We start from the raw sequence: 25,693 nt of genomic DNA, 5'->3' as shown, positions 1-25,693 counted from the left end.
CTCATTATCTGATCTGGCTCAGGCCGCCAGGTTGCGGAAGCGGGTGAACTGGGGCTCGAACAGCAGCTTCACCGTGCCCACCGGACCGTTGCGGTGCTTGGTCACGATCACTTCGGTGATGCCGCGGTCGGGGGTTTCCGGGTTGTAGTACTCGTCGCGGTAAATCATCAGCACCAGGTCGGCGTCCTGCTCGATCGAGCCCGATTCCCGCAGATCGCTCAGCATCGGTCGCTTGTTGGTGCGTGACTCCACACCCCGGCTCAGCTGGGATAGGGCAATCACCGGCACATTTAGTTCCCGGGCCATCTGTTTCAGACCTCGGGTGATGCGCGACAGCTCCTGCACCCGGTTGTCGGAGCCTGATCCTTCCATCAGCTGCAGGTAGTCGATCATCACCAGCCCCAGCTCCTTGCCCTGTTCGGCCATCAGCCGCCGGCAGAGCGAGCGCATCTCCAGTACGCCGGAGTTGGGTTTGTCATCGATGAAGATCGGCAGTTGCCCCAGGCTGTTGATGCCCTGGCCCAGCAGCGGCCATTCCTCCTGCTGCAGGCGGCCGGTGCGCAGGCGGCCCGCTTCGATGCCCACCTCCATCGAGAGTAGGCGGTAGGTGAGCTGCTCCTTGCTCATCTCCAGAGAGAACAGGCACACCGGTAGGTCGTGCAGCTGGGCCACGTTCTTGGCCAGGTTCAGCACGATCGAGGTTTTGCCCATGGCTGGCCGGCCCGCCACGATGATCAGGTCGCTGCGCTGCAGGCCCTGGGTCATTGCATCCAGGTCGTAGAAGTTCACCGGGATGCCGGCCACCGAGGTGCCAAGCGAGCGGCTTTCGATTTCCTCAAAGGTCTGGGTGAGGATTTCGGCCGTGGGGGTGAGCCCTTTGGAGGGTTTCTCCTGGCTGATGGCAAAGATCTTCTGCTCCGCCTGGTCCAGCACCTGCTCCATCGGCAGGCTCTGATCAAAGCCCAGCTGGATCACTTCATTGCCGGAGCGGATCAGCTGGCGGCGCAGGAACTTGTCCATCACCAGCCGAGCCACCTGCTCGATCGATGCGGTGGACGGCACCCGCTCCACCAGCTCCACAAGTCGGTTGTTACCGCCCACCTTCTCCAGGGCGCCGGTGTCGGCCAGCCAGGCGCTCATCGCGGTGAGATCCGTCGGCTTGCCCTGGCCGTGCAGCATCAGGGCGGTGCGAAAGATCTCTCGGTGGGCGTTCAGATAAAACGCTTCTGGCTGCAGCACATCGGCCACACGCCCGATTGCATCGGGATCCAGCAGGATGCCGCCCAGCACCGCTTCCTCCGCCTCCAGGTTTTGGGGCGGAAGTGAATCGGGCAGAGCCTCGAAATTGGGCTCATCGTCGCGACGGCCCTGGCCAAAACCACGGCGTCCCCCATCGTTGTTCTCTGGCAGGGGGACGCTCACCATGGCGGCAGGGCGTGAAGCGAAGGGATCACACTCTGGCTCGAATGAGCCGTTTGAGTGTTAATTGACAGCGATCAGTAGCCGACCACTTCCAGGTTGATCTCAGCGGTGACTTCGCTGTGCAGCTTCACTGTCACGGTGAACTTGCCGGTGCGGTGGATCTCAGGCACCACGATGTCGCGGCGGTCTATCTCCTTCTTGGTTGCTGTTTCGATGGCTTCTGCCACGTCACCGTTGGTGACGGTGCCGAACAGCACGTTGTCTTCACCGGTCTGCTTCTTCACGGTGAAGCGACCAATGGTGGAGAGGGCGGTCTTGAAGTCGATGGCTTCCTGCTTCAGAGCGGCCTGACGCTCAGCTTCCTTGGCCCGGCGGTGCTCCACCTGCTTCATCACCGCAGGGGTGAGGGGCACAGCTTTGCCGAAGGGCAGCAGGAAGTTACGGGCGTAACCGGGAGCCACTTCCACCAGATCTCCGTCTTTTCCGAGGCTGAGGACGTCCTCATTCAGAACGACTTGTACACGCTTAGGCATGGGACCGGTATGAAGGATGGAAACGGGTGCGATCGATCACGTTACGACGTGGCCTGTCGTAGGAGGTTGCTTCGAGACTCAGGAGGCTCCGGGGACGTAGCGGGCCGTGCGAATCCGGCTGGCCAGTCCGAGGCGCTTGAGCAAGCGCACGTGCTGCCAGGTGAGATCGAACTCGAACCAGCGCAAACCATGCCTTGCACTCGCCGGATGGGCGTGGTGATTGTTGTGCCAACCCTCACCGAAGGAGAGCAGTGCCACCCACCAGCAGTTGCGGGACAGGTCGGGGCAATCGAAATTGCGGTAGCCGAAGGCGTGAGTGGCGGAGTTAACCAGCCAAGTCACGTGGTACACGACCACGAGGCGCAGAGGAATGGCCCACAGCACCAGGCCAAGGCCACCGCCGTGGACCTGGGCGGCTTCACCGAACCAATAGAGCCCAAGGCCCAGGGGGATCTGCAGCAGCAGGAACCAGCGGTCGAGCCAGCGGTAGAAGGGGTCGCACTGAAGGTCTCCGGCATAGCGGTCGAGTTCCTTCAGCGCAGGGATGTCGTGCAGCATCCACTCGCTGTGGGCCCACCACAGACCACGGCCAGCGTCGTGATGATCCGTGGGTTGATCCGAAAAACGGTGGTGATGGCGGTGCAGACCCACCCATTCGATCGGGCCGCTCTGGCAGGCCAGAGTGCCCATCAGCACCAGGATGCGCTCAACCCACACCGGCACCACCAGGCTGCGGTGCGCCACCAGACGGTGCAGGCCCAGAGTGACGCCCAGCACCGTCATCCAATAGAGAACGCCGAAGGCCACAACGCCCTGCCAACTCCAGAAGCGCGGCAGCAGCGCCACGGTGGCGAGCACGTGCATCACCAGCATGAAGCTGGTGGTTCCCATCTTGAATTTGCGCTGACGTGCTGGCAGTCGGTCGCGCGGTGCCATCACCGCGGCCCGCTGCCGAAGCTCGCGGGTGTCAGCTGTTTGCGAGGAAACCAAGCGGATTCTCCTTGGATTGACAAAGCCGCTCAGACAGGAAAACCAGGGAGCGGATGGTGCCGTTAGTGACAGAAATCTAAAGGAGTTGCCGCATCGCAGCGTCCTTCCGGGTTGTGAATTCTGGCGTTTGCCAGGGTTTAGGAAGGCATGACATCGTTCAGGCAAGTGGTGATCAGTGCGTTTGCAGAGGACCTGATCAACGCGGTGGCGCGGGATCAGGCCGACCTGGCTGCGGCGAGGACGGCGGCGGTGGGGCACCGCCTGCAGCGCGTGTTGGAGGCCCTGGCGGCGGAGCGCGTTGGCACCCAGCACTTTGCGTCGCTCACCGGTTACGGCCACGGGGATCAGGGCCGTGAGGTGGTGGATCGGGTCTTTGCCCGGGTGCTGGGGGCTGAAGCCGCCGCGGTGCGCCTGCAATTCGTCAGCGGTACCCACGCCATCGCCGCTGCGCTGTTCGGCGTGTTGCGGCCCGGTGATCGTCTGCTCTCAATCACGGGTCGTCCCTACGACACCCTTGAAGAAGTGATTGGTCTGCGCGGCCAGAGCCAGGGTTCCTTGGCGGAGTTTGGGGTTGCCTACGACGAAATCGATCTGCAGCCGGATGGAGCGGTGGACGAGGCGGCCTTGAACCAGGCCCTGGAGCAGCCCAGCCGGATGGTGCTGATCCAGCGCAGCTGCGGCTACAGCTGGCGTCCGTCGGTCACGGTTGAGCAGATCGCCGGGCTGTGTGAGCGCATCCATGCCCGCCAGCCCGACTGCGTTGTCTTCGTCGACAACTGCTACGGCGAGTTGGTGCAGGAGCAGGAGCCGACGGCGGTTGGGGCGGATCTGATTGCTGGATCGTTGATCAAGAACCTCGGCGGCACCATCGCCCCCACCGGCGGCTACATCGCAGGACGGGCCGATCTGGTGGAGCAGGCCTGCTGCCGGCTCACCGCGCCGGGCATCGGCAGTGAGGGCGGCACGGGATTTGATCTGCAGCGCCTGGTGCTGCAGGGGCTGTTCCTGGCACCGCAGATGGTGTCGGAGGCCTTGATTGGTGCCGATCTGGTGGCAGGGGTGTTTGAGCGGCTGGGTTTCCCCGTGAATCCAGCGCCCGGGGCCGTGCGCAGCGATTTGATTCAGGCGGTGCGGCTGGGCAGTCCGGACGCCCTCAAGGTGGTGTGCCGTGCCTTCCAGGCGATGTCGCCGATCGGGGCCTACCTCGATCCAGTCCCGGCCTCGATGCCGGGTTATGCCTCGGATCTGGTGATGGCCGGTGGAACCTTCATTGACGGCTCCACCAGTGAATTTTCGGCCGATGCGCCGCTGCGGGAACCGTTCAACCTCTATGTGCAGGGCGGCACCCATCGCGCCCACATCCGCCTGGCCCTCTCCCGTGCCTTGTGTGACCTAAATGCGGCAGGACTGATCAATCTCCCGCAGACTGGGACCACCTGAAACTGCCTCGATGGCGTTCGCGTTCCCCGACTCTTTTCGCTTCGCCGACAGCCACGAGTACGCCAATGCCGATGGTGAACTGGTGCGGGTGGGCATCAGTGCCTTCGCCGTTGATCAGCTGGGCGACATCGTGTTTGTTGATCTGCCGGATGTGGGCGCCAGCCTGGCGAAGGGCACCAGCTTTGGCTCGGTGGAGTCGGTGAAGGCCGTAGAAGACATGTATGCACCGATTGCCGGTGAGGTGATGCAACGCAATGAAGCGGTGCTGGCCAGTCCGGAGGAACTGCAGAACGACCCCCACGGTGAGGGCTGGCTACTGGTGTTGCGTCCGTCGGATCCCTCCGAGCTGGACAGCCTGATGACCGCTGATGCCTACGGCGCCAAGGTCAACGCCGGCTGACATCAACGCTGGCTGTCATCAGCGCCGGGGCTTCGCTCTTACGATCATCCGGCGGCTGTGCATTCGACGTTGACTTCTCCTTTTGCGCAGCGGCACATCGGCCCTAGTGAGGCGGAACAACTCCGCATGCTCAATGCCCTGGGCTACAGCGATCTGCAGGAGTTCATCTCTGATGTCGTGCCCGCCGACATCCTTGATCCCAAGCCGCCGGTTGAGGCCTTGCCCGAGGGTTGCGGGGAGGCGGAGGCTCTCCAGCAGCTGAAGCAGTTGAGCGAAACCAACACGCTGCGTCGTTCCCTGATCGGGCTGGGTTACTACGGCACGGCAACCCCGGCCCTGATCCAGCGCCACGTTTTTGAGAATCCGGCTTGGTACACCGCCTACACCCCCTACCAGGCGGAAATCGCCCAGGGTCGTCTGGAGGCCCTGCTCAACTTTCAAACCCTGATCAGTGAGCTCACGGGCTTGCCGATCGCCAACGCGTCGCTGCTCGATGAAGCCACCGCCGCTGCAGAGGCAATGAGCCTCAGCTTCGGGGTGTGCCGACGCTCTGAAGCGACAAGGTTCCTGGTGGATGCCAATGTGCTGCCTCAGACCTGGGCGGTGCTGCAGACCCGCGCCGAACCCCTCGGCATCAGCCTTGAGCGGATCGACCCGGCCACGGCGCCAATCGATGCGTCGGTGTTTGGTGTTCTGCTGCAGTTGCCCGGTGCCGATGGATGCCTTTGGGATCCATCCGCCGTGATCGAAGCGGCCCACGCAGCCGGTGCCTTGGTCACCGTGGCGATCGATCCCCTGGCGCAGACCCTAATGGCCCCCGTGGGATCCCTCGGAGCCGACATTGCTGTGGGCAGCGCCCAACGCCTGGGGGTGCCGATGGGATTTGGTGGTCCTCACGCCGCCTTCTTCGCCACCGTAGAGGCCTACAAGCGCCAGATCCCTGGTCGTCTTGTGGGGCAGTCCAAGGATGCGGAAGGCCGTTCGGCCCTCCGCTTGGCGCTGCAAACCCGTGAGCAGCACATCCGTCGCGACAAGGCCACTAGCAACATCTGCACGGCCCAGGTGCTGCTTGCTGTGATGGCTTCGTTTTATGCGGTGCACCATGGCCCTGATGGTCTGCAGGCCATCGCCCAGCGCATTGCTGGCCTGCGCAGCCAGTTGGAGCAGGGTCTGCGGGCCCTTGGTTATCCGCTGGAGCTGGCCGACCGCTTCGACACCGTCACCGTGCACTGTGCGTCGGCACCGGCTGTGCACCGCGCTGCCGCAGCTGCTGGTTTCAATCTGCGGGTGATGCCCGATGGTGCAGCGCCGGCGGACGCCACCGGATTCGGCATCAGCCTCGATGAGCTCTCGGATCAACAGGAGCTGCAAGCCCTGCTCGTACTGCTGGCGGAGGCCTGCGGTCAGGCCACGCCGCAGCTCGAGGCTGAGCAGCCGCCGTCCCTCTCCCTGCCGCAGCGCAGCCAGCCCTGGCTGAGCCAGCCGGTTTTTCACCAGTACCGGAGCGAATCAGATCTGTTGCGCTACATCCAGCGGTTGGTGAGCCGTGATCTCTCGCTGGTGCACGGGATGATTCCGTTGGGCAGCTGCACCATGAAGCTCAACGCCGCCGCTGAACTGCAGCCGGTGAGCTGGCCTGCGTTTGCGGCCTTGCATCCCTTTGCCCCAGCCGATCAGGCCCAGGGCTATCGCCGTCTGGCCGACGATCTCGAGCAATGGCTGGCCGCCCTTACGGGCTTTGCCGCCGTGTCGTTGCAGCCCAATGCCGGTTCCCAGGGGGAATATGCCGGGCTGCTGGTGATTCGCGCCTGGCACCGCTCCCGCGGTGAAGCCCATCGCGACATCTGTCTGATCCCCACCAGCGCCCACGGCACCAATCCCGCTAGTGCCGTGATGGCCGGCCTGAAGGTGGTGGCTGTCGCCTGTGATAACGAGGGCAACATCGATCAGCAGGATCTGGCGGCGAAGGCGGCCGAGCACGCCGACCGGCTGGCGGCGCTGATGGTCACATACCCCTCCACCCACGGCGTGTTTGAAACCGGCATCCGTGAGATCTGCTCGGTGGTGCATCGGCACGGGGGCCAGGTGTACCTCGATGGGGCCAACCTCAATGCCCAGGTGGGGCTGTGCCGTCCCGGTGTCTTCGGTGCCGATGTCTGCCACCTCAACTTGCACAAGACCTTCTGCATCCCCCATGGGGGCGGTGGCCCTGGTGTGGGGCCCATTGGTGTGGCGGCGCATCTGGCCCCCTTCCTTCCGGGGCACCCCTTGCAGGCCGGCGCCGCATCGGCCATCGGTCCAGTGTCCGCATCTGCGCTCGGTAGCGCCAGCATCCTGCCGATCAGCTGGATGTACCTGCGGATGATGGGGGCGGAGGCCCTGCGGCAGGCCAGTGCCGTGGCGCTGTTGTCGGCCAACTACCTCGCCCATCGGCTTGATGCCTCGTACCCCGTGCTGTTTCGCGGCAGCACCGGCCGGGTGGCCCACGAATGCATCCTTGACCTGCGCCCGCTCAAGCGGGATGCGGGGATCGATGTGGATGACATCGCCAAGCGTTTGATGGACTACGGCTTCCATGCGCCCACCGTCAGTTGGCCGGTGGCCGGCACGGTGATGGTGGAGCCCACCGAAAGCGAAAGCCTGGCTGAGTTGGATCGTTTCGCCGATGCCCTGGTGGCGATCCGCGAGGAGATTCGCGCCATTGAAACCGGCACCAGCGACCCTCAGAACAACCCGCTCAAGCGTGCTCCCCACACCCTGGCGGCCGTCACAGCGGATGACTGGGATCGTCCCTACAGCCGTCAGCAAGCCGCCTTCCCGATGGAGGGGCAGCAGGAGAGCAAGATTTGGCCCGCCGTGGCACGGATTGATAACGCCTTTGGTGATCGCAACTTGGTGTGCACCTGTCCGTCGGTGGAAGCGGTGGCTGTGGCGGCTTGAAGCCCTGGTGCAATGGGTTCAGAGCGTGTAAATTTTCACTGAAAGTGGAAAAATTGGTTTGATTCTGTTCATCGCCCTTGCGAGTTCGGTCAAACTGTTCGACAACTGATTCGTCTGTCGGGGGACACCATGGATCGGGACAACAACAAGAAATCTGCGCTCAGCAGCGTTGAAGGGCCTGCCCTTCCTCAAATTCCTGAGGGTCTGGAATCGGCCTTCAATCGCGGCCATACCTTGTCAATTGAAGGAACCAATGTGATTCGGGTTCCCTTTGGCACGCGCCGTTCCCGTCGCAGCCGCCCCGAGCGGCCCGATCACTGGGCCACCCTGGTGATCCCTTTTCAACCGGTGGGCGATCCCACTCCACCGCCGGCAGCGGCCTGACTTCAGGCCACGCCGATCTCTGATTGTTCCTGGGCCAGACGCCAGTCCAGCAGGGCTTTGACGTCGGCCAATGAGCAGGTTGGTGTGCGGAAGGGCAGCAATCGCATCGGGCTGCGTTCCGGCCTCACCAGCCAGCTCCGGTTGGTTTGAGGCATCAAGAGAAAGCCGCGGTACCGAACCGAGGCCTCCTGGCCGTTCATGAATCCCATCGCTCTAGGGATTGTTTGGAAGTGACCTCGTCATTTCAGGGCACAAGATCTGGTGTCGCGCACTTGCACCAGATCTTTTCCGGATTGCTTCACGCCAGGGCAAACAGCAGCACGTCGGCGCGTTCACTGAGGCCGATCAGCTCGCTTTGTGCTGCTGCGTCCTGGATCAGGCCCATCCCATCGCCCCGCCGCAGCGACTGCTTGGGGGAGCCCTCACTGTTGAGCGCCAGCTCCCCGTCAATCACCTGAAGCCAGAGCCATCTCTCCTTGGTGTCGGGCAATGGCAACTGCTGTTGGCGTAGCGGTTGGGCACGCCAGAGGCGTACGGGACGTTCGATGGCCATCGCTTCGCCGGTGGCGTCGGGCTCAATCAGGGGCGTCCAGCCCTCGCCGATGGTGAAGGGTTTCTGCTCGTAGGCGGGCTGGATGCCCAGCTGTGCTGGCTCAATCCAGATCTGCAGCAGCCTGCAGGGCGTGCCGGTCTGGTTGATTTCGCTGTGAACGATGCCGCTGCCGGCACTCATCCGTTGCACCTCGCCGGCGTGCAGCACCGCGCTGTTGCCCATTGAGTCGGCATGGGTCAGGGCCCCCTCCACCATCACCGTGATGATTTCCATGTCCCGGTGGGGGTGCATGCCGAACCCATGGCCTGCAGCGATGGTGTCGTCGTTGATCACCCGCAAGGGGCCGAAGCCCATCCAGTTCGGATCCTGATGGCTGCCGAAGCTGAAGCTGTGCCAGGAATCGAGCCAGTCCAGCTGGCTGTGAAAGCGCTGGTCTGCGGGGCGCAGGATCACGGTTGACGTGGTGGCGTGTTGATGTGTTTGCGGGGCCGTCCGGCACATCGAGGTGCTCAGAGTTGGAGCGGTTGCATCTGCAGCAGCCGCTGCACCAGGTCGTTGATGCTGTCGTCCTGGGCTGGTTTGGCGTGGTTGCTCAGCAGCTGACGCCCCACCACCTGAGCCCCGAGGTGGGTGAGCTGGATGCGCAGCGACACGAGCAGTTCCATGCCGCCACCGCCGGAGAAGGTGGCCATGGCGATCGGCCGCCCGTTGAACAGGGATCGGAAGTCGTCGTCGGTCACTGAGAGCCAGGCAATGGCATTGGTGAGCGACGGCGGAATCGAGCCGTTGTATTCCGGGGCGCAGATCACCCAGCGTGGGGTTGCGTGCAGCTGGCCGTGCAGGGTCGCCAGGTCAGGGCCCGCCCCTGCGGCCTGGACCCGTGGCGTGAACAGGGGTAGGTCGAGCTGGGTGAGATCGATCAGTTCGGCGCTGGCGTTCTGAGCTGCGGCGGCCTGCACGAAGCGTTTCGCCAACTTGCGGTTCTCGCCATTGCTCGCCGTCAGAACGATGAGATCAGAGGGCATGGAGACGAAGGCTCTTGATGGAATCGTGCAAGGGCGTCAGGCCGTTTTCAATTCAGCTTCGCGGTAGGGAGCAAAGCTGGCTTTGCGGGCGCCGCAGATCGGGCAGTGCCAATCGTCGGGAATCGCCTCGAACGGGGTGCCTGGGGCGATGCCGGAATCGGGATCCCCCTCGGCGGGGTCGTAGATCATCGAGCACACCTTGCAGATCCACTTGCCCGGGATCGGTTGGTCAGCCTGGCCTGCGCTGCCCTTGCCTTGCAAGGCCTCGAGGGCAACGCCATAGGTTTCGGCGTGATGCTGCTCGATCGGGGTCAGCAGGCCGAAGTTCTTGGCGGCGGTGCGGAACAGGCCCGCATGCTCCTTGGATTCGCTGCTCTGCTCGGCGAATTCCGCTGCGGCTCCCCTGTCCCGGTCCTGCCGGGCCTGGGCGGCGAACTCCGGATACATCGTTGTGTACTCGTAGGTTTCGCCTTCAATCGCCAGGTCCAGCAGCGGCTCAGAATCTCATGCTTCTCCTCGTTGCTGAGCTGTTCGGGATCGTTCACCACCAACTCAGGATGCAGCAGGCGGAAGTGGGCGAAGGCGTGTTCCGTTTCCTGTGCTGCGGTGTCCCGAAACAGCTTGGCCAGGTCCTTGTGGCCCAACTGTTTGGCCACCTCTGAAAAGAACAGGTATTTGCGGTTGGCCATGCTCTCGCCACCGAAAGCGGCCTCGAGGTTGGCGTGGGTGGAAGGCTTGGAAAGGTCCATCGATGGCGCCAGGGATCGTTCCATCAGCCTAGCCCTAACTCATAGTGAGTATGAGTTAGGGGAGGGTTCGGTTGGCCGGCTCAGGCCGTCAGCTCAGTAGTTGGCGCCGCTGCGGCGCTGGTGCACCGCGGTGCTGCCCTCTGCATCCAGCACCCCGCCGCGATCCACTTCGGCATAGATCAGCCAGTGGTCGCCGCATTCCATCCGCTGGCTCACCTTGCCGTCCAGCCAGGCCAGAGCATCCGGCAGCAAGGGCTGTTCGGCGGGGCTGGTGTCCAGCTCGAGGCCTGCAAAGCGATCGGCACCGGGTTCGAAAGGTTGCAGGAACTGCTTCATCAGGGCGGTTTCGCGGCCTTCGGCCAGCACGTTCAAGGCGAAGCGATCGCCTTTGTGCAGTAGCGCTTCCACGGCACGGTCCTTGGCCACTGCCACGGTGATGCCGGGGGGATTGAAGCTGGCTTGGCTCACCCAGCTGGCCACCATGGCGCCGCTCAGATCCGCTTTGCGGGTGGTGAGCACGCAGAGGGAGCCGATCACACGGCCCAGGGCCAGCACCGCTGGATCGCTGCGGCTTTCGCTCAAGCCCCCCGCACTGCGCCGTTGCGCCCGTTTCTGGCTCTGCAGCAGCTGGCGGGCGAACCGGGTGCCGGTTTCTTCCAGCTCCTTCACCCGGGCGGCATCCGGACTGAACTTCACCCGGATCGGCTCGAAACCAAAGCTGAAGCCGCCATCCCGCAGCTTCGTTTCCAGAAGGTCCACCGCCTCGCCGCTCCAGCCGAAGCTGCCGAACACCCCCACGGGCTTGCTGCGATCCCCCTCCGCCAACAGGGTTCCCAGGGCCGAGACGATCGGTGTGGGGGCATGGCCCCCCAGGGTGGGTGAGCCGATCAACACGGCGTCGGCCTGCTGGATCGTGCTCACCAGTTCATCGGCGGGGGTGAATTCGCAGTTCAAGCTGTTCACCCGGATGCCGGTGCGGCTGACCCCGCGGGCCAGGGCATCGGCAATGGCTGCGGTGTTGCCGTAGGCGCTGGCAAACAGCAAAGCCACCGTCAGGCTGGCGTTCTGCTGGCCTTCTCCCCAGCGGCGGTAGTCATTCAGCAGGCTGCGCCAACTGGCTTCGATGGCCGGGCCATGGCCCGGCGCAATGGTGCGGATGTCGAGTTCTTCGAGCCGTTCCACCAGGGCATCCACCTGACGGGCCATGGGGGCCATCAGGCAGTCATAGAAGTGACGGCGTTCTTCTTCGGTGCTGCTGCGGTTGCTTTCGGCCCAGCTGTCCGTGCAGAGGTGGGCACTGAAGAATTTGTCGCTCATCAGCAGGCCCAGGCTTTCCTCGAAGGCCAGCAATCCGCCGGGCCAGCGGGGGGTTGGGGCCGGCAGCAGCATCAAGCTGCGCTGATGGCTGAGCGGAAGTGTTTGCTCCTGGCGGATCACTCGTAGTGGCGGCAGATCGGGCAGTGGTGGTTGCTCGCTCGTCTCACCGGGAGGGGTCGGCTTGCGTTGGCTCCACAGTTCTTCGATCAGCTTGGCGCCGGGGTTGGAGACGATCAGTTGCAGGCGGGCGTAGGCCTCTGCCAGATCCCGCAGAAGGGCAACGCGGTTGGGGTTGACGTGGCCCACCACCACCAGCAGCGGTGCGTCGCTGCTGGGCAGGGCTTCGGCAAGCACCGGCAGAAAGGCCGCGCTGTAGGCCACCCCCGGGGGGTGGACCAGCACGGCAGGGGCGCCATCACCAGCCTGAAACAACACACTGTTGGCGGTGCTACCCCGCTCCAGGGCGTATTCCAGTTCGAAGCGGTGCCGTTGAGGGCTCAGACCGCGCAGACCAACGACCCCATCGTCGATCGGCAGCTGGATCGTGCGACGCGAGGTTGCGGTGCTGGTCACGCTCATCAGTAGTGGTTCCCCACTTTGCGGTGGTGCACCGCCGTGCTGGCCTCGGCATCGGCCACGTTGCCCTGCTCCACCACGGCATAGATGATCCAGTGATCGGGGCCTTCCATCCGTTGCTCCACCCGGCAGCCAAGAAACGCCAGAGAATCGGCGAGAACCGGGCCGCCATCGGCGGTTCCCTCCAGCACGTTCACCCCCGCGAAACGATCGGCACCAGGGGGGAAGCGCTTGAGGAAATGGCGCATCAGCTGTTGGTGGTTGTCCTGCCGTAGAACATTCAGCACGAACCGGTCGCCAACCTGCATCAGGGCTTCGATCGCACGGTCTTTGGCGACGGCGATGGTGAGGCCCGGGGGGGTGAAGCTGGCCTGGCTCACCCAGCTGGCCACCATGGCGCTACGGCGTTGCGATTCGCCCTCTCCCTGGCTGGCGGTCACCACATAAAGGCCACCGCTAATGCGACCCAGGGCCTTGTCGAGGTCGCCATCGAGACTTTTCATCGCCGCGATCGTCTTCTCTTTGGTCAACAGCTGGCCGAGGTCGGTGCCCGACTCCTCACAGCGTTGGTAGTCGCTGCCCTGGGGCAGCTGTTTGATTCGCAATGGGCTGAAGGCTTGCTTCTGGCCCTGGCTGCGCAATTGATCTGCGACGGCGTCGATCGGTTCGTCGTTGCCCCCGAAGGCGTCGTAAACCCCCACCAGTTGTTTGGGATGCAGGGCCGCCAGCAGGGTTCCGATTGAGGCCTGGAGATCCGGTTCCGGTTCCGCGGGCCAGGTCGGCACCACAACAGCTTTGGCATCGCCCACCAGGGCGGTGAGTTCCTGGGGGTCGGTGGCCCGCAGATCCACCAGCTGCACCTGGGAATCAGCTTTGCCGATGCCGTGGGCAATGGCCTGGCTGATCCGATCGGAGAAGCCATACTGGCTCAGGTAACAGACGGCGGCATAGCTCTCGCCTTTACTGCGCTGGCCGCTCCACTCGCGGTAGTCGCTGATCCAGTGGCTGAGGTGATGCCGCAACAGCGGCCCGTGTCCAACGGCGATGGTGTTGATCTCTGGTAGGCCATCCATGCGCTTGAGGGCCTGCAGCACGCTGCGGGCATTCGGGCCCATCAGGCAGTCGTAATAGAAGCGGAAATCAGGGGCGATGGCGCCGGGGTCGGCGTCGAAGACGTCCTCGGAGCAGTAGTGGAGGCCGAAGGCATCGCAGGTGTAGAGGATGCCTGTGCCGTGATCGAAGGAAAAGATCGTGTCCGGCCAGTGCAGGTTTGGAGCACTGAGGAATTCGAAGCGGTGCTGGATGCCGCTGTCGGGGTTGGTGCCGAGATCCAATTCCTCGCCTGACTTCACCGCACGAGATTTGAACGGCCTGTGCACCTGGTCCTTGAGGAACTGCAGCGCCACCTTCGATCCCACGATTTCGATCTCGGGATTGAGATCGATCAGGTCACCGATCAATCCGGAGTGGTCGGGTTCGGTGTGGCTCACGATCAACACATCGATCGTGGTTGGATCGATCTGCTCCTTGAGCAGCGGGATCCAGGTGTCGCGGAACTTGGCGTGGCTGGTGTCGATCAGGGCGGTGCGTTCTCCCCGCACCAGGAAGGCGTTGTAGGTGGTGCCGTTGCGCAGGCCGAATTCAATGTCGAAGCGGCTGCGATCCCAGTCGAGGGAGCGAATCGTGGAGGTGTCGGCGGCGATGGCCTCGCACTGCAGCGACAGCTTCGTAGCAGCGGGAGCAACGACCATGAAACCGACCGTGACGGAAGTCGACTCTACGGAGATTTAGCGGGGCAAGGCGGCGGAGACTGGTTTCAACCGCAACCTTGTGATGGCGTCATCGACGCTGCGACGCAGCATTGGACCCGGGATCCTCTTGGCCGGTGCCTGCATCGGTGGATCCCACTTGATGTCGTCCACCACGGCGGGCGCCCGATTCGGCTTTGCGCTGGTGGGCCTGATCCTGCTCACCAATCTGATCAAGTACCCGTTCCTGCGCGTGGGCACCCGCTTCACAGCGGCCACCGGGTTGTCGCTGCTGGAGGGTTTCCAGAAACGCAATCCCCTCTACCTGCCGCTGTACCTGGTGGTGAGTCTGGTCACCGGCACCTTCACCATCGCGGCGGTGAGTTTTGTGGCGGGGCTGCTGCTCACCAATATTCCTCTGCTGGCGGGGCTGGACCCCTACGGACTATCCATCGCCGTGCTGGCGGTGAGTGGCCTGGTGCTGCTGCTGGGGCATTACCGGGCGCTCGACCGTCTCTCCAAGCTCTTGGTGGTGCTGCTCACCCTGCTCACGGGGGTTGCGGCTGCATCACTGCTGATCCGCGGCCCCGTCGGCGATGTGGCGGCCAGTTGGGTCAGCACTGATCCCAGCCCCTGGACCCTGGCCAACCTGGCCTTCTTGATTCCCCTGATGGGCTGGATGCCCGGACCAGTGGAGATGTGCGTCTGGCCATCGTTGTGGATGTTCTCCCGTGCGCGCGACACCGAGCACACCGCAACGCCGAAGGAGGCCGAGTTCGATTTCAACCTCGGCTATGGCGTCACCGTCGTAACGGCCATGTTCAGCACCACCCTCACCTGCCTGGATGCCTATCCCCGCAGCATTGCGGCGATCCAGGGCTTGCTGCGTCATCACGACAGTGGGGATTCAGCACCTGGGCCCATGCAGCGTCGCTTCGACATCTGGGTGATCGTGCATTTCCTGGCCGCTGTGCTCGCGCTGGTGGTGGCCAAGAGCGGCGGGATCGGCGTGAAGGATTTCGTCTTTGGGGCGATGACCGGCAGTTTCCTCACCGCTCCTCTGTTCGCCTGGATGGCGATGGACACGATCAACAGCCCCTTGGTTCCTGTGGATCACCGTTATGGTCGGTTCACCCAGGCCTTCTGCTGGTTTGGCCTAGTGTTTTTCAGTGGCTTCAGCCTGCTGTTCATCGGTCGCTTCTTCCTTGGCCTCGGCGGCTGATTCCGCCCTGGCTTCAACAAAAAACCCCTGCCATGGGCAAGGGTTGGGCTTCCGTTCTTCTCGTCTTCGTGTGTTGGGCTTGTCCAGCCCAAGCCTCTTGAGTGCTCGGGTCCTGATCAGCTCTCCACCTTCACCGAAACGCTGGTGTGTTCCACCGCTTTGCCGGCGTTGATTTCAAGAATGCCGTCCCGATAGCTGGCCTTCAGCTGGTCGCGATCGAGGCTCTGGGGGAAACGGAAGCTGCGGCTCCAGGTGCCGCTGCGGAATTCGCTCAGCAGCGGTGCGTTGCTGTCGTCGCTGCCTGTGGCTGGGCGTTCGGCGCTGATCACCAGGTTGCGATCGGTGGCCTTGACGTCGATCGAATCCCGGTCCACCCCGGGCAGTTCCAGCTGCACGGTGTAACTGGTTTCGGTTTCGCGGATTTCGGCGTTGGGAACGCGCTCAGCGGTGGCCAGTTGCTGCTCGAGACGCTCGAACAGATCGAAGGGGGATTGGCGAAGGGTCAGCATGATGGTGGCTCCGAAGAATGAACATCTGCGGACTGGGTTGATCGCCCGCCATCACAATCTGGGCCGCTTGGATGAGAACCAGAAGCGTGAGAACCGTCCGTTTTGATTCGGTCTCTACCACCAGGTTCGGCTGGCACCACAGGGATGGCGTTGAAACCGAATCTCCTTAAAGCCACCACCAGTCGCTGAAGCAGGCCGCCTGGCCGCAGACCCGCTCTTCTGCATTCCGAAGGGTCCAGATCCGGGCCTTGTTGATCATGAATCGCCGCCCTTTGCGGCTGATGCGAATGCCGCGATAGTTCTGAACGGCTTCGAGGCGTTTGGCCTGCCCCAAGGCTTTGCTGCGTTGCCCCCGTTCGCTGTTTGGTGCAGTCAGCCGTGAGTGCATGCCGATCAGTTCATTCCAGCGTGTTTCCCACAGCTGCAGGGCCGCAGCGTTGGCGTAACTGAGCTTGGGATCCTGCTCCGTGCCGTGGGCCAGCACTGGAAAGCCGCAGGCGAACAGGTTCTGGCAAAGCAGCTGCTTTGGCTGGCCCGGTTGGGCGGAAGCGATCAGCGGCCTGCTGAAGGCCTGTTTATGCGATTGAAGCAGCACCGCGGCGAGACCTTGTTTTTCGGCGGTGAGCCAGGCGGCTTCATGGGCCATGGCTCCGCTCGGCGTCAGCTGCCGGCTGCCATGGCCTGCAGCATCGCCTTCTGGGCACTGGCCTGACCATGGGCCTTGAGGTTGTTCAGGAAGGTGCTGCGCGCATCGGCGAAGCGTGGGTCTTCCGCCAGCGGAAGCTCACCGGCGGCATCGAGGCCCGTGTCGCCCTCCATCGCTGGAGTGATCACCACCAGGTCGCCATCGAGGCTGCGGTTGTAGCGCCACCACAGGGCCGGGTCCTGCACCGCCGCATGGGGCGGCAGCGGTGTTGCCTCTTCAGCTGTGCTGGCTTTGCTCTCCTCCTTGGCTGCCGCCGCCCGCTCCGCCAGGGCCTTGCGGCGGTGTTCCGCCAGATCTTCCAGCAGCCGAGCCCGGTTGCGGCCCCGCAGTTGGAACAGCACGAAGGGGTCTTCGCTGAAGCGATCCCCCATCAGGAAATACACCGCGCTGATGTGTTTGCAGGGGTTGGCTTTGTCCGGGCAGCTGCACTCGCTGCGCACCTCCTGCAATTTGAACGGGAACAGGCGTTTGCCGCTGGCGGCGAAGGCCCGTTCGATGTCGGAGGGCATGATCCCCGCCAGCAGCTGGGCCGACCAGCGGGCTTTCTGGGTCAGCGCTTCCAGCACATAGTCCCAGTCCTCATCGTTGAGCACGTCCAGCCAGAGCTTCACCTTGTAGGGCGCTTCGTCGGTGCCCTGGACGCGGGCATGCACGCGGCGGCCTTCGAAGCGGATCGAGGTCACATGGCCTTCTCGGGCGTAGCCCCAGGCCCGTTCCAATCGTTTCTTGAAGCGGTAGCCGTTGATCAGCTCCATCCACTGCTCCACCCACCAGGGCTGTTGGCCCAGGCCGTCGTCACCGATGGCGGTGATGCCGTTGCTGTTGCCGTTGCTGAGGGTCATGGTCAGGTGTCCTCCAAGGCGACGAGATCGCGCAATTGATCGCCACCGAGGCTTCCCAGCCAATCCTCGCCGGAGCCGATCACATCCTCAGCCAGGCGTGATTTCTCGCGGATCATGCGATCGATTTTTTCCTCCACCGAGCCGCTGGTGATGAATTTGTGCACCATCACCCGGTTGGTCTGGCCGATCCGATAGGCCCGGTCGGTGGCCTGGTTCTCCACAGCCGGGTTCCACCAGCGGTCGATGTGGAACACGTGGCTGGCCCGGGTGAGGTTGAGGCCCACACCACCAGCTTTCAACGAGAGCAGGAACAACTGCGGACCTCGGGGATCCTCCTGGAAGCGATCCACCATCGCCTGGCGCTCGCTCTTGCGGGTGCCGCCGTGCAGGAAGGGCACCTCTGATTTCCAGCGCTGCTGCATCCAGGCCTGCAGCAGATGCCCCCATTCGGCGAACTGGGTGAACAGCAGGGCCCGATCCCCCGCTTCGATCACCTCATCGAGGATTTCCTCAAGCCGCTGCAGCTTGGCCGAACGGCCTAGGAAGCCATCGTCCACGGCCCCTTCGCTCATGGCCAGGGCGGGATGGTTGCAGATCTGTTTCAGCCGGGTGAGCAGGGCCAGCACCTGCCCGTGGCGCTGCCCGCGCGGTGCCCGCGCAATGGCATCGAGGGTGTCTTCCACGGTCTTGCTGTACAGGGATTTCTGCTCTTTGCTCAACCCCACCCATTCGCTCAGCTCTACCTTCTCCGGCAGGTCGGAAATGATCGTTTTGTCGGTTTTCAGCCGGCGCAGGATGAACGGACCCACGCGGCCTTTGAGGTCCCGCAGGGACGACATGTCGCCATACCGTTCGATTGGCATCCGGTAGCGCTGGCGGAAGAAGTCCTCTTCCCCCAGCACCTTGGGGTTGAGGAAGTCCATCAAGGCCCACAGTTCGCTCACCCGGTTCTCCACGGGGGTGCCGGTGAGGGCGATGCGGAAGCGGTTGCTCTTGCTGCGGCCGGCGCGGGCCAAATCCCTGGCGGCCTGGCTCTGTTTGGCGCCGGGATTCTTGATCGCCTGGGCTTCGTCAATCACCACCCCCTGCCAGTCCTGGGTTTCCAGCAGTTCGCTGTCCCGCTGCAGCAGTCCGTAGCTGGTGAGAACCAGATCCACCTCCTTCAACGTTTTTTTGAGTTCGGCGGGTGTGGAGGGGCGGCGGGGGCCGTAATGCTCGGTGACCTTCAACTCCGGGGTGAACGATTCCGCCTCCCGTCGCCAGTTGGTGAGCACCGAGGTGGGAGCCACCAGCAGCACAGGGCGCTTCAGTTCCTGCTCCGCTTTGAGGTGCTGCAGAAACGCCAGCAGCTGGATAGTTTTGCCCAGGCCCATGTCGTCAGCCAGGCAGGCCCCCTGGTCGAAGCGGTGCAGGAAGGCGAGCCAGCCGAGGCCACGCTCCTGATAGGGCCGCAGCTGACCGCTAAATCCCTCGGGAGCCGGCAGGGGGTCGGGGGCCTTCTGCTGGTGGTATTGCTCCAGCACCGATTGCAGCCGCGGGCCGGCCTCGAAGCGGTGCACCGGCATCCGCATCAGCAGTTCCCCTTCCGTTCCCGTCAGCCGCAGCGCGTCGTCGAGGCTCAGTTCCGGTTTCGCTCCACAGAAGCGTTCGGCGTTCTTGAGGTCGTTCGGCCGCAGTTCGATCCAGGCCCCCTTGTGTCTCACCAGGGGGCTGCGCTTGCCGCTCAGGCGCTCCAGTTCCCGCAGGGTGAGCGTCACCCCGCCGATCATCAGATCCCACTCCCAGTCAAGACATTCGCCCAGGGTGAAGCCGCGAGAGCGTTCTGGAAGTTCGGCCTTGATAGCCAGGCCCAGCCGGCTGGCCAGGCCGCCGGAGAGGCTGGGCGGCAGCTCCACCCCAACGCCGGCATCCCGCAGCTGACGGGCAGCCGTGCGCACCAGCACGAAGGCTTCGGCCGGGGTCAGCTGCATCGTGTCCGGCGTCGCGCTCTCCAGCCCCCGTTCGATCGGTGGGAACACCGTCAGGGCCCGTCCCAGGCCCTCCAGCAGCACTTCGCCCGGTTGATCCACTTGGATCTCCCCCAGTTGCAGCATCTCGGCGCCGGAGGCCCAGGCTGCGGCGGCCGGGAGTTTCAGGCTGGGGTCGGCTTCCGCCTGCAAGCCGAAGCGCAGCTCCCAGAGATCCTCCCCATCCGTTGGGGTGTGCAGTTCAAGGCAGGTGCGGGCCGCGGCAAATCCGCCGGCGATGCCCTCCCTCCAGTGATGGCTGGCGGTGGCCAGGCGTTCGGCTTCTTCATCGCCGATCTCGATCACTCCGGTCTCCGACCCCAGGGCCTCCTGCCAGAGGGTCAGCAGGGGATCGAGTCCATCCGTGGATGGTTCAAAGTCCTTGCGCAGCTGCGCGTCCACCAGGTCTTCCAGCAGCGTCGCCACCCGCAGGCGTCCGCTGCGGGGCCGGCAGCTGGCCACCGGGTTGGCGGCCCGCATGGCCTCCGGTCGCAACCGGGTGGTGCGGTTGCTGCGGCGCCCCAGGGGTTCCCGCCAGGGCAAGGCACAGGTGGCCACCAGCGGCAGGCTGGCTGCCAGATCCTCCAGTCGTCGCCGGTCTTCTTCCCGGTTGAGCAGCGGCACCCAACGGGCTCGATGGGGATAGCCCTCCCCTTTGCTGAGCTCCATCTGGGGAATCCAGCGGCCCCGGGCCACCAGGCTCAGGGCCCAGCGCTGCAGATGGCTCCACCAGCGCAGTTCGTCAGCCAGGTCTGGATTGGTGCCCGAGAGGGGCAATCTGGACAGCCACTCCGTGGCAGCCGATGGTTCCACCGCGAGCCCCTGCACCTGCCAGGGCCACCATTCGGTTTGCTTGGGGATCGGTTCGCCGGCCTGCATCGGTAGCCCGGTCCAGCCCGATGGTTCCGGCGTTGGCTCCTCTTTTTTGCTCCGGCTTTTGCGCGGCTTCACCGTGCGGCTCGGCAGAGTGAGACAGGCTGTGGCATCAATGCTGCCGCCCGGCAAAAGGTCGCGTTCGCTCAGCCAGGCCCTGAGGTCGTCATGGCTGAGGGTGAATGGGTGCAGCGCGGGGGTGAGGCCGGGGCCTTCCGGTGTGGCCACCCGCCAGGTGTCAGCCCAAACGAGCAGTGCCGGTTGACCGGAACTGCTGGAGGTGCGGATGGCGGGAAGCCAGGTGGCGTGCAGCAGGCTCATGGCCGCGACGCGGGCAGGAAGCGGAGGGTGCCGTGGAGCAGGAGAGCACTACCGATCAACGGCAGCCAGGCCTGAAGTAGCTCCAGTAGTAATGATGTCAGGCCATCGACCTGCCAGTTGTCAAGGGGTAGGGGCATACCGAGGCTGCGCAACCCGCAGACCGCCCCCACCAGACCCGCCTGCAAATGCCCGTCATCAGGGTCCACCCGTTGCAGGTGGAAGGCCAGCAGGCCGTAAAAGAGGCCACAACCGCCGGAACGCACCGCAGCTTCCAGACCACAGGGCAAGCTCAGCAGCCCTGCGCTTATCCCGGCAGCCAGCGCCCAACCGATCGACTGCAGCCGCAGTCGCTGGCGAATCTCGGGATCACTGGGTGGAACGGCCACGGGCGCCGGCGGTTCAAAGGCGATCATGACGGCAGGATCCCCCTTTCCTGTCATGGTTGCCGCCGCATCGTCGTCTTCTGCAGCGTCTGCACCGCGCAGTGGGGAGGAGATCCGTGAGGCCTTTCTCAACTTCTATGCCGAGCGCGGCCACAAGCGGATGGCCAGCGCCTCATTGATTCCCGAAGACCCAACGGTGCTGCTCACCATTGCGGGAATGCTGCCGTTCAAGCCGGTTTTTTTGGGCCAGCAGGAGCGACCCGCGCCCCGGGCCACCAGTTCGCAGAAGTGCATCCGCACCAACGACATCGAGAACGTGGGGCGCACGGCCCGGCATCACACCTTTTTCGAGATGCTCGGCAACTTCTCCTTTGGGGATTACTTCAAGCAGCAGGCGATTGAGTGGGCCTGGGAGCTCAGCACCGGCGTTTATGGCATCGACCCCAAGAACCTGGTAGTGAGCGTCTTCCGTGAAGACGATGAAGCCGAGCAGATCTGGCGCGATGTGGTGGGGGTGAACCCCAAGCGGATCATCCGCATGGATGAGGCCGACAACTTCTGGGCCTCCGGCCCCACAGGCCCCTGTGGCCCTTGCTCGGAGATCTATTACGACTTCAAACCCGAGCTCGGGAATGAGGGCATTGATCTCGAGGACGACGACCGTTTCATCGAGTTCTACAACTTGGTGTTCATGCAGTACAACCGCGACGCGGAGGGCATCCTCACGCCGCTGGCCAACCGCAACATCGACACCGGCATGGGCCTTGAACGGATGGCCCAGATCCTGCAGAAGGTTCCCAACAACTACGAAACCGATCTGATCTTTCCGCTGATTCAAGCGGCCGCGGATCTGGCGGGGGTCGATTACCACCACCTCAACGACAAGGGCAAGACGTCGTTGAAGGTGATCGGCGACCACAGCCGCGCGGTGACGCAGCTGATCTGCGATGGCGTCACCGCCAGCAACCTGGGCCGCGGTTACATCCTGCGGCGCCTGCTGCGCCGGGTGGTTCGCCATGGCCGCCTGTTGGGCATCGACAAACCCTTCCTCGTCACCATGGGCGAGGCGGCGATTGCCCTGCTGAAGGGGGCCCACCCCAGCGTGATTGAGCGGCAGGAGGTGATCCTGGCCGAGCTCCAGCGGGAGGAAGCCCGCTTCCTCGAGACCCTTGAGCGCGGTGAAAAGTTGCTGGCGGAGGTGCTGGCCTCCAAGCCCACCCAGATCAGCGGTGCCCAGGCCTTTGAGCTGTACGACACCTATGGCTTCCCGCTTGAGCTCACCCAGGAAATCGCGGAGGAGCAGGGCCTGGCCGTTGACCTCGATGGGTTCGAGGCGGCGATGGAGGAACAGCGCCAGCGGGCCAAGGCGGCCGCGGTGAGCATCGATCTCACCCTGCAGGATGCGATCGACCAGGTGGTGGCGGATCAGGCGGCCACCTGTTTCGACGGATATGAAGCTCTTGATCACGACTCCTGCGTGCAGGCGTTGGTGGTGAACGGTGAACCAGCCAGCACCGCCAAGGCGGGCGATGCGGTTCAGGTGGTGCTCGACACCACGCCTTTTTATGGAGAAGGCGGCGGTCAGGTGGGCGATCGCGGCGTGCTTTCGGGCAGCGATCTGATTGTTCGGATTGAGTCGGTGAGCCGCAGCCGTGATGTCTTCGTCCATGCCGGGCGGGTGGAACGCGGTGAGCTCGCCTTGGGCGACACCGTGAAGGCTCAGGTGGACCGTGCCTGCCGGCGTCGGGCCCAGGCAAATCACACGGCCACCCACCTTCTGCAGGCAGCGCTCAAGCAGGTGGTGGATCCAGGCATCGGCCAGGCCGGATCACTGGTGGATTTCGATCGCCTGCGCTTCGACTTCCACTGCCCCACGGCGGTGACGGCGGATCAGTTGCAGCAGGTTGAAACCCTGATCAACGGTTGGATCAACGAGGCTCATGCGCTGCAGGTGCAGGAGATGGCGATCGATCAGGCCAAGGCGGCCGGTGCCGTGGCGATGTTCGGCGAGAAATACGCCGATCTGGTGCGGGTGGTCGACGTGCCCGGTGTGTCGATGGAGCTCTGCGGTGGCACCCACGTGGCCAACACCGCTGAGATCGGCCTGTTCAAGATCGTGGCGGAAAGTGGTGTCGCCGCCGGTATCCGCCGGATTGAAGCCGTCGCTGGTCCCGCTGTGCTCGCGTATCTGAACGAGCGCGATTCAGTGGTGAAGCAGCTGGGGGATCGCTTCAAGGCCCAGCCGGCCGAGATCGTGGATCGTGTGGCGGCCCTTCAGGAAGAGCTCAAGGCCACCGGCAGGGCGCTGGCCGCAGCTCAGGCGGAACTTGCGGTGGCGAAAGCAGGCGCTCTGGCCGCTAAGGCCGAGGCTTTGGGCGACTTCCAATTGCTGGTGGAACGCCTCGACGGCGTGGATGGCGCCGGTTTGCAGGGCGCAGCCCAGAGCCTGGCGGATCAGCTGGGGGATGGTGCGGCCGTGGTGATCGGCGGTCTGCCGGATCCTGGCGAAATGGGCAAGGTGATCCTGGTGGCGGCCTTCGGCAAGCAGGTGATCGCCGCCAAGCTTCAGGCCGGCAAGTTCATCGGCGGCATTGCCAAACAGTGCGGCGGTGGCGGCGGTGGGCGCCCCAACCTGGCCCAGGCAGGGGGACGCGATGGTGCTGCCCTCCCTGCTGCTCTTGAGTTCGCTCGCTCCGAGCTGGCGGCAGCGTTGGCTCAGTCCTGAAGGTACGTGGTCTGTCGCAGGCTGCTTTCGATGTGATCCAGCAGCCGGCGTGACTCGTCGATGCGGAGCTGGCCGTTGTTGATGGCCACTTCCGCCGCCACCCGCAACCGCTCTAGCAAGGCAAGGGGGTCGTGCTCCATGGCCTCCAGCACATCGGCATTGGTGTCACCACGTACGACGTGGTCAATGCGATAGCTACCGCCGGGGCTGAGGCGAATGTGCACGGCGTTGGTTGTGCCGAACAGGTTATGCAGATTGCCCATCACCTCTTGGTAGGCCCCGCTGAGGAACAGGCCGATCAGATAGGGGTTGTCGTCGTCGAGTTCGTGCAGCTCCAGCAGCTGTTTCGGTTGTCCTTCTCCGATGAAGCGATCCAGACGACCATCGGAATCACAGGTGAGATCGGCGAGGTTGGCCAGTCGGGTCGGCCGTTGATCCAGCTGCTGGATGGGCACCACTGGAAACAGCTGGTCGATGGCCCAGGTGTCGGGTGCTGAGCGGAAGATCGACAGGTTGGCGTAATACGTTCCCGCTAGAGCCTTGTTGAGGGCTGCAAGCTCTTCCGGGATGGCTTGGTCCTTGGGCAGTCGCTGCGCAATCGCATCGGCACAGGCCCACGTCAGTTGTTCAGCGGTGGCGCGGTCAGGCAGCCCCATATACCCGAGCCGGAATGCGGCGAGCGCATCCTGTTTGAACTTCAAGGCATCGTTCCAGGCTTCCTGCAGACGCACCAACTGCGCATCCGCCGTTGCTGATAACTCTTGAATGGTGTTGAGGGTGTCCCTGAGGTTGCGAACGGTGAGTGGTTCATCTCCGCTGGCGTCGGGGATCGATGCGGGCAGTGCGCTACTTCCCAGCACGTCGAACACCAGAAGGGAGAAATGGCTGGCAATGGCGCGGCCGCTTTCGCTCACCAGCGTGGGCACAGCAACATCATTGGGTTCGCAGCATTCGCGCACCGTGGCCACAACGTCGTTGGCGTAGTTCTGCAGCGAGTAGTTCGTGGAGGCCGCCGAGGCGGTGCGGCTGCCGTCGTAGTCGATGCCAAGTCCACCACCTACATCCAGGAACCCCATCGGAGCCCCAAGTCGGGTGAGCTCCACATAGATCTGCCCCGCCTCCTGGAGTGCGTCTTTGAGAACGGCGATGTCGTTGATCTGGCTGCCGATGTGGAAGTGCAGCAGGCGCAGATCGGGGAGCAGGTTGTTCTCCCGCAGTCGTTCCACCGTTGCCAGCAACTCGGGAATGGAGAGGCCGAATTTGGCTTTGTCGCCAACGGAACTGCCCCAACGTCCCGTGCTGCGGCTGGAGAGCTTGGCTCTTATGCCGATGTAGGGCGCCGCTCCCAGGCTCTTGCTCGCATCAATGATTCGGTCAACTTCGTCCGGCTGTTCAATCACCACAACTGGTTGGCGTCCTAGGCGTCGCGCCAGGATTGCCGTCTCGATGTAGAGCCGGTCCTTGTAACCGTTGCAGATCAACAACGCCTCGGGGTCGTCTAGCAGCGAGAGAGCGATTAGCAGTTCCGCCTTGCTGCCTGCTTCCAGTCCAAAGTTCCAGCGTTTGCCGCAGCTCACCAACTCCTCCACCACGTGGCGTTGTTGGTTGCACTTCACCGGAAAAACACCTTGATACCGGCCGGGGTAGCTGTACTGCGCGATGGCGCGCTCAAAGGCGGCGTGGAGCTGTTCCAAGCGGTCTTCGAGGATGTCGTCGAAGCGAATCAGCAACGGCAGTGCCAGGTTGCGGCTTTTCAGTTCCGACACCAGCTCCACCAGATCCAGGCTGCCGCCACGATCTCCCTGGGGTTGAACGCTGATGTGCCCGCGTCCATTGATGGAAAAGTACGGGTCGCCCCAGCGCTCAAGGCCGTATAGCGCAGCACTGTCTTGAATCGACCAGTGTTCGCTGTCTGGCACCTGCGTCTGCATGAAGTGAATGGCTGGAATCTAGGGACATTCCTTGCGCTGCCCAAGGCCTTTGCTTGCCAAGCGGGGTGGCCAGCACTGACGATGGCTGCGCTTTTTAT

General features: G+C 63.8%; 20 protein-coding genes and 1 pseudogene. 6 read left to right on the top strand and 15 right to left on the bottom strand.

From position 1 onward, the window contains the following. Window positions 1-18: 18 nt before the first annotated feature. The 3 genes from dnaB to Syncc8109_RS10685 all read right to left on the bottom strand — a co-directional run bounded on the left by dnaB (window position 19) and on the right by Syncc8109_RS10685 (window position 2,891). Window positions 19-1,425, bottom strand: a complete 1,407-nt coding sequence (gene dnaB / locus Syncc8109_RS10695) for a replicative DNA helicase (protein WP_006850477.1) — start codon at window positions 1,423-1,425, stop codon at window positions 19-21. A gap of 71 nt (window positions 1,426-1,496) precedes the next feature. Next, the gene (rplI, locus tag Syncc8109_RS10690) at window positions 1,497-1,955 is read right to left on the bottom strand and encodes a 50S ribosomal protein L9 (protein WP_006850881.1); all 459 of its coding nucleotides are present in this window, start codon (window positions 1,953-1,955) and stop codon (window positions 1,497-1,499) included. 78 nt (window positions 1,956-2,033) lie between these two features. Continuing rightward, window positions 2,034-2,891: an acyl-CoA desaturase gene (locus Syncc8109_RS10685; protein ID WP_369792014.1), complete on the bottom strand. Its 858-nt coding sequence runs from the start codon at window positions 2,889-2,891 to the stop codon at window positions 2,034-2,036. Between the two features lie 201 nt (window positions 2,892-3,092). Here Syncc8109_RS10685 and Syncc8109_RS10680 point away from each other — a divergent pair, with 201 nt between their 5' ends. The 4 genes from Syncc8109_RS10680 to Syncc8109_RS10665 all read left to right on the top strand — a co-directional run bounded on the left by Syncc8109_RS10680 (window position 3,093) and on the right by Syncc8109_RS10665 (window position 8,109). Then, window positions 3,093-4,385 carry a methionine gamma-lyase family protein gene (locus Syncc8109_RS10680; RefSeq protein WP_025362566.1) on the top strand — a complete coding sequence of 431 codons (1,293 nt, stop codon included), beginning with the start codon at window positions 3,093-3,095 and terminating at the stop codon, window positions 4,383-4,385. Between the two features lie 10 nt (window positions 4,386-4,395). Next, entirely contained in the window at window positions 4,396-4,785 is a 390-nt protein-coding gene (gene gcvH / locus Syncc8109_RS10675) for a glycine cleavage system protein GcvH (RefSeq protein WP_006851198.1), read from the top strand. 69 nt (window positions 4,786-4,854) lie between these two features. Beyond that, window positions 4,855-7,725, top strand: coding sequence for an aminomethyl-transferring glycine dehydrogenase (gene gcvP / locus Syncc8109_RS10670; RefSeq protein ID WP_025362565.1), 2,871 nt, complete (start codon window positions 4,855-4,857; stop codon window positions 7,723-7,725). A gap of 129 nt (window positions 7,726-7,854) precedes the next feature. Next, window positions 7,855-8,109, top strand: coding sequence for a hypothetical protein (locus tag Syncc8109_RS10665; protein ID WP_006850803.1), 255 nt, complete (start codon window positions 7,855-7,857; stop codon window positions 8,107-8,109). 2 nt (window positions 8,110-8,111) lie between these two features. On the opposite strand, the gene Syncc8109_RS10660 is transcribed toward Syncc8109_RS10665, so the two are convergent. From Syncc8109_RS10660 to Syncc8109_RS10635, 6 genes and pseudogenes are all read right to left on the bottom strand, one after another. Next, entirely contained in the window at window positions 8,112-8,318 is a 207-nt protein-coding gene (locus Syncc8109_RS10660) for a hypothetical protein (protein ID WP_006851526.1), read from the bottom strand. 89 nt (window positions 8,319-8,407) lie between these two features. Beyond that, entirely contained in the window at window positions 8,408-9,163 is a 756-nt protein-coding gene (locus tag Syncc8109_RS10655; protein ID WP_006849798.1) for a pirin-like bicupin family protein, read from the bottom strand. 8 nt (window positions 9,164-9,171) lie between these two features. After that, complete coding sequence (locus tag Syncc8109_RS10650; RefSeq protein ID WP_006851687.1) at window positions 9,172-9,687, bottom strand: NADPH-dependent FMN reductase; 516 nt, start codon at window positions 9,685-9,687, stop codon at window positions 9,172-9,174. A gap of 36 nt (window positions 9,688-9,723) precedes the next feature. Then, window positions 9,724-10,436: pseudogene (locus Syncc8109_RS13135) on the bottom strand (rubrerythrin family protein). Window positions 10,437-10,529: 93 nt separating this feature from the next. Further along, window positions 10,530-12,332, bottom strand: coding sequence for a diflavin flavoprotein (locus tag Syncc8109_RS10640; RefSeq protein WP_006850550.1), 1,803 nt, complete (start codon window positions 12,330-12,332; stop codon window positions 10,530-10,532). After that, window positions 12,332-14,080 carry a diflavin flavoprotein gene (locus tag Syncc8109_RS10635; RefSeq protein WP_006852076.1) on the bottom strand — a complete coding sequence of 583 codons (1,749 nt, stop codon included), beginning with the start codon at window positions 14,078-14,080 and terminating at the stop codon, window positions 12,332-12,334. The genes Syncc8109_RS10640 and Syncc8109_RS10635 overlap by 1 nt, the downstream gene beginning before the upstream one ends. A gap of 82 nt (window positions 14,081-14,162) precedes the next feature. Here Syncc8109_RS10635 and Syncc8109_RS10630 point away from each other — a divergent pair, with 82 nt between their 5' ends. Next, window positions 14,163-15,299 (top strand): divalent metal cation transporter, encoded by a 1,137-nt coding sequence (locus Syncc8109_RS10630; protein ID WP_045172824.1) that lies wholly within the window; start codon window positions 14,163-14,165, stop codon window positions 15,297-15,299. A 116-nt stretch (window positions 15,300-15,415) separates the two neighbouring features. Here the strand turns inward: Syncc8109_RS10630 and Syncc8109_RS10625 are convergent, their stop codons facing one another. From Syncc8109_RS10625 to Syncc8109_RS10605, 5 genes are all read right to left on the bottom strand, one after another. Further along, complete coding sequence (locus Syncc8109_RS10625) at window positions 15,416-15,808, bottom strand: Hsp20/alpha crystallin family protein (RefSeq protein WP_006849794.1); 393 nt, start codon at window positions 15,806-15,808, stop codon at window positions 15,416-15,418. Window positions 15,809-15,974: 166 nt separating this feature from the next. Further along, complete coding sequence (locus Syncc8109_RS10620) at window positions 15,975-16,454, bottom strand: MEKHLA domain-containing protein (protein WP_006851093.1); 480 nt, start codon at window positions 16,452-16,454, stop codon at window positions 15,975-15,977. Window positions 16,455-16,468: 14 nt separating this feature from the next. Beyond that, window positions 16,469-17,356, bottom strand: coding sequence for an SWIM zinc finger family protein (locus tag Syncc8109_RS10615; RefSeq protein ID WP_006850391.1), 888 nt, complete (start codon window positions 17,354-17,356; stop codon window positions 16,469-16,471). 2 nt (window positions 17,357-17,358) lie between these two features. After that, complete coding sequence (locus tag Syncc8109_RS10610) at window positions 17,359-20,556, bottom strand: DEAD/DEAH box helicase (protein ID WP_006849680.1); 3,198 nt, start codon at window positions 20,554-20,556, stop codon at window positions 17,359-17,361. Beyond that, window positions 20,553-20,969 carry a hypothetical protein gene (locus tag Syncc8109_RS10605; RefSeq protein ID WP_025362564.1) on the bottom strand — a complete coding sequence of 139 codons (417 nt, stop codon included), beginning with the start codon at window positions 20,967-20,969 and terminating at the stop codon, window positions 20,553-20,555. The genes Syncc8109_RS10610 and Syncc8109_RS10605 overlap by 4 nt, the downstream gene beginning before the upstream one ends. A gap of 25 nt (window positions 20,970-20,994) precedes the next feature. Here Syncc8109_RS10605 and alaS point away from each other — a divergent pair, with 25 nt between their 5' ends. Beyond that, window positions 20,995-23,664, top strand: a complete 2,670-nt coding sequence (gene alaS / locus Syncc8109_RS10600; protein ID WP_006850093.1) for an alanine--tRNA ligase — start codon at window positions 20,995-20,997, stop codon at window positions 23,662-23,664. On the opposite strand, the gene speA is transcribed toward alaS, so the two are convergent. Further along, a complete protein-coding gene (speA, locus tag Syncc8109_RS10595) occupies window positions 23,655-25,595 on the bottom strand; it encodes a biosynthetic arginine decarboxylase (protein WP_006850820.1) in 1,941 nt (646 codons plus the stop codon). The two genes, alaS and speA, sit on opposite strands and share 10 nt — an antisense overlap. Window positions 25,596-25,693 lie beyond the last annotated feature (98 nt).

This window comes from Synechococcus sp. WH 8109, assembly GCF_000161795.2.
In the GTDB taxonomy this organism is placed as follows: domain Bacteria; phylum Cyanobacteriota; class Cyanobacteriia; order PCC-6307; family Cyanobiaceae; genus Parasynechococcus.
This window is presented reverse-complemented; position numbering and strand designations above follow the sequence as displayed.

Bases quoted from the DNA above. Each gene is read 5' to 3' on its own strand.
- dnaB (WP_006850477.1), bottom strand. From the start codon at position 1,425: ATGGTGAGCGTCCCCCTGCCAGAGAACAACGATGGGGGACGCCGTGGT.
- rplI (WP_006850881.1), bottom strand. From the start codon at position 1,955: ATGCCTAAGCGTGTACAAGTCGTTCTGAATGAGGACGTCCTCAGCCTC.
- Syncc8109_RS10685 (WP_369792014.1), bottom strand. From the start codon at position 2,891: ATGGCACCGCGCGACCGACTGCCAGCACGTCAGCGCAAATTCAAGATG.
- Syncc8109_RS10680 (WP_025362566.1), top strand. From the start codon at position 3,093: ATGACATCGTTCAGGCAAGTGGTGATCAGTGCGTTTGCAGAGGACCTG.
- gcvH (WP_006851198.1), top strand. From the start codon at position 4,396: ATGGCGTTCGCGTTCCCCGACTCTTTTCGCTTCGCCGACAGCCACGAG.
- Syncc8109_RS10665 (WP_006850803.1), top strand. From the start codon at position 7,855: ATGGATCGGGACAACAACAAGAAATCTGCGCTCAGCAGCGTTGAAGGG.
- Syncc8109_RS10660 (WP_006851526.1), bottom strand. From the start codon at position 8,318: ATGGGATTCATGAACGGCCAGGAGGCCTCGGTTCGGTACCGCGGCTTT.
- Syncc8109_RS10655 (WP_006849798.1), bottom strand. From the start codon at position 9,163: ATGTGCCGGACGGCCCCGCAAACACATCAACACGCCACCACGTCAACC.
- Syncc8109_RS10650 (WP_006851687.1), bottom strand. From the start codon at position 9,687: ATGCCCTCTGATCTCATCGTTCTGACGGCGAGCAATGGCGAGAACCGC.
- Syncc8109_RS10640 (WP_006850550.1), bottom strand. From the start codon at position 12,332: ATGAGCGTGACCAGCACCGCAACCTCGCGTCGCACGATCCAGCTGCCG.
- Syncc8109_RS10635 (WP_006852076.1), bottom strand. From the start codon at position 14,080: ATGGTCGTTGCTCCCGCTGCTACGAAGCTGTCGCTGCAGTGCGAGGCC.
- Syncc8109_RS10630 (WP_045172824.1), top strand. From the start codon at position 14,163: ATGGCGTCATCGACGCTGCGACGCAGCATTGGACCCGGGATCCTCTTG.
- Syncc8109_RS10625 (WP_006849794.1), bottom strand. From the start codon at position 15,808: ATGCTGACCCTTCGCCAATCCCCCTTCGATCTGTTCGAGCGTCTCGAG.
- Syncc8109_RS10620 (WP_006851093.1), bottom strand. From the start codon at position 16,454: ATGGCCCATGAAGCCGCCTGGCTCACCGCCGAAAAACAAGGTCTCGCC.
- Syncc8109_RS10615 (WP_006850391.1), bottom strand. From the start codon at position 17,356: ATGACCCTCAGCAACGGCAACAGCAACGGCATCACCGCCATCGGTGAC.
- Syncc8109_RS10610 (WP_006849680.1), bottom strand. From the start codon at position 20,556: ATGAGCCTGCTGCACGCCACCTGGCTTCCCGCCATCCGCACCTCCAGC.
- Syncc8109_RS10605 (WP_025362564.1), bottom strand. From the start codon at position 20,969: ATGATCGCCTTTGAACCGCCGGCGCCCGTGGCCGTTCCACCCAGTGAT.
- alaS (WP_006850093.1), top strand. From the start codon at position 20,995: ATGGTTGCCGCCGCATCGTCGTCTTCTGCAGCGTCTGCACCGCGCAGT.
- speA (WP_006850820.1), bottom strand. From the start codon at position 25,595: ATGCAGACGCAGGTGCCAGACAGCGAACACTGGTCGATTCAAGACAGT.